Genomic DNA, 1,672 nt, shown 5'->3' with positions numbered 1-1,672 from the left:
TTTTTTATTAGTTGCCACCATGGTTATTGCTGGTATTGGTACTGGTATGGCTTTAACTAGTTTAAATTCTTTTGTTACAGGGGCATCTGGTAAAGAAGAGAGAGGGATGATTACCTCTTTATATGGTAGTGTGCGTTTTTTGGGGGTAGCGGCTGGACCGCCGACATTTGGTTTTCTAATGGAAAAAAGTTTAGGACTTACTTTTTTATTACCAGCTATTTGGACAGGTTTGGTAGGTTTATTAAATTTGTTTCCCAAAAGGCAATAAAAGGGAGTTTATGTTATTTTTTTGGGGAATGAGTTTGGTTAGGAAATTTTTTTTGATATTTTGTAGGGAAAACAGGTTACTAGGTAGAATTAAATATATCAAAAGTATAAAAAAATATGGCCTTTTTTTAAAAATACTGTTTAGATTTGTTTTGCTTTCTGTTAATACTTTTCGCAACCTTTTGTATTTGTGAGGTAGTGTAGTCCAATTTGCTAAGATTGCGAATATGTTTTGGCGGAAAATTGCGGCAAAATAAATGGTAGAGGTTATGAGGGGGGGAGAAGAAATGGCAAAACTAATGGCACTGATAGCCTATGATGACTCCCAAACCTTGCGTTTTATCAGAGCTAATCTTAGGGCAAGTGGTTATCGTGTTGTGGCAGCTAGAACTGATAAGGAGGTTTTGGTTCAGTTTGAAAAAACAAAGCCTGATTTAGTGATTTTAGATTTTAAATTGCCCGAATTGGATGGTTTGGAGATTTGTCGTCAACTTCGTGAAAAATCTGATATCCCAATTATTATTACGGCTGAAAGGAATTTACGACATGTAGTAGAGTGTTTTAATGCTGGTGCCGACGATTATATTACTAAGCCTTTTGCTGTAGATGAATTGCTGGTAAGAGTTAATGCCTTAATGCGTAGAGTAAAAAATAAGTTTAATTATTCCCTGCCGGAAGAGGTTAAATTGGGTGATTTAATCATTAATTTTGCTCAAAGACGGGTTATAATCGGAGCAGAGACAATTCATTTGACACCAACGGAATTTAAATTATTAACCTATTTAGCTTCTCATGTTAATTGTGTAGTACCTCATGATCAAATTTTGGAATCGATTTGGGGAGATGATTTTCGCGATTGTATACATTATTTACGCGTAAGTATTGGGCGTTTAAGAAAAAAAATTGAAAAGGATCCCGGTAACCCGGAATATATAGTTACTTGTAGTGGTGTGGGTTATATGCTTAGAAATCTTTGTGGGGGTTAAATTAAATTAAGGGGAGAACAATCATGCCTAAACAGGAATATATTGTCTTTTCATTATCTGGTGAAGAGTTTGGTTTAGAGATTAAGGCAGTACGTGAAATCGTGGAATCGCAAAAAATTGTTAAATTACCACAAAGTTCGGGTTTACTTAGGGGAATAATTTGTTTAAGGGAAGAAGTAATTCCGGTCGTAGATTTAAGAAAGCATCTTTATGACCAAATAACGGAAAACCCCGAAACTAAACAAATTATTATTTTTGATTTGGTAGATTGTTTTGTAGGAATTTTGGTGGATAATGTTATCGAGGTTTTAGCTTTGCCTAGTCAAATGATTGTACCTTTACCCTCATTTCTTGGGCAAATGGGTGTAAGTGCCGGTTTGCATGGTATTGGTCGTTTGTCTGGGCGTTTAATAATTTTA

Annotated in this window: 3 protein-coding genes; all 3 read left to right on the top strand. The window is 35.2% G+C overall.

Features of this window, described 5'->3' with window-relative positions; translation table 11 throughout:
• Positions 1-268 (top strand): MFS transporter (locus GX687_02655; GenBank protein HHX96351.1); only part of this gene is annotated, 268 nt, incomplete at its 5' end.
• A 286-nt stretch (positions 269-554) separates the two neighbouring features.
• Positions 555-1,253 (top strand): response regulator transcription factor, encoded by a 699-nt coding sequence (locus GX687_02650; protein HHX96350.1) that lies wholly within the window; start codon positions 555-557, stop codon positions 1,251-1,253.
• Between the two features lie 23 nt (positions 1,254-1,276).
• Positions 1,277-1,672: purine-binding chemotaxis protein CheW (locus GX687_02645; protein ID HHX96349.1), on the top strand; the 396-nt coding region annotated here is incomplete at its 3' end.

Source organism: Clostridia bacterium (assembly GCA_012841935.1).
In the GTDB taxonomy this organism is placed as follows: Bacteria; Bacillota; Peptococcia; order DRI-13; family DTU073; genus DUTS01.
The sequence above is the reverse complement of the archived record's forward strand: the minus strand, read 5'-3'. Positions and strand labels throughout refer to the sequence as shown.

Coding starts and splice junctions, on each gene's coding strand:
- GX687_02650 (HHX96350.1), top strand. CDS start 555: ATGGCAAAACTAATGGCACTGATAGCCTATGATGACTCCCAAACCTTG.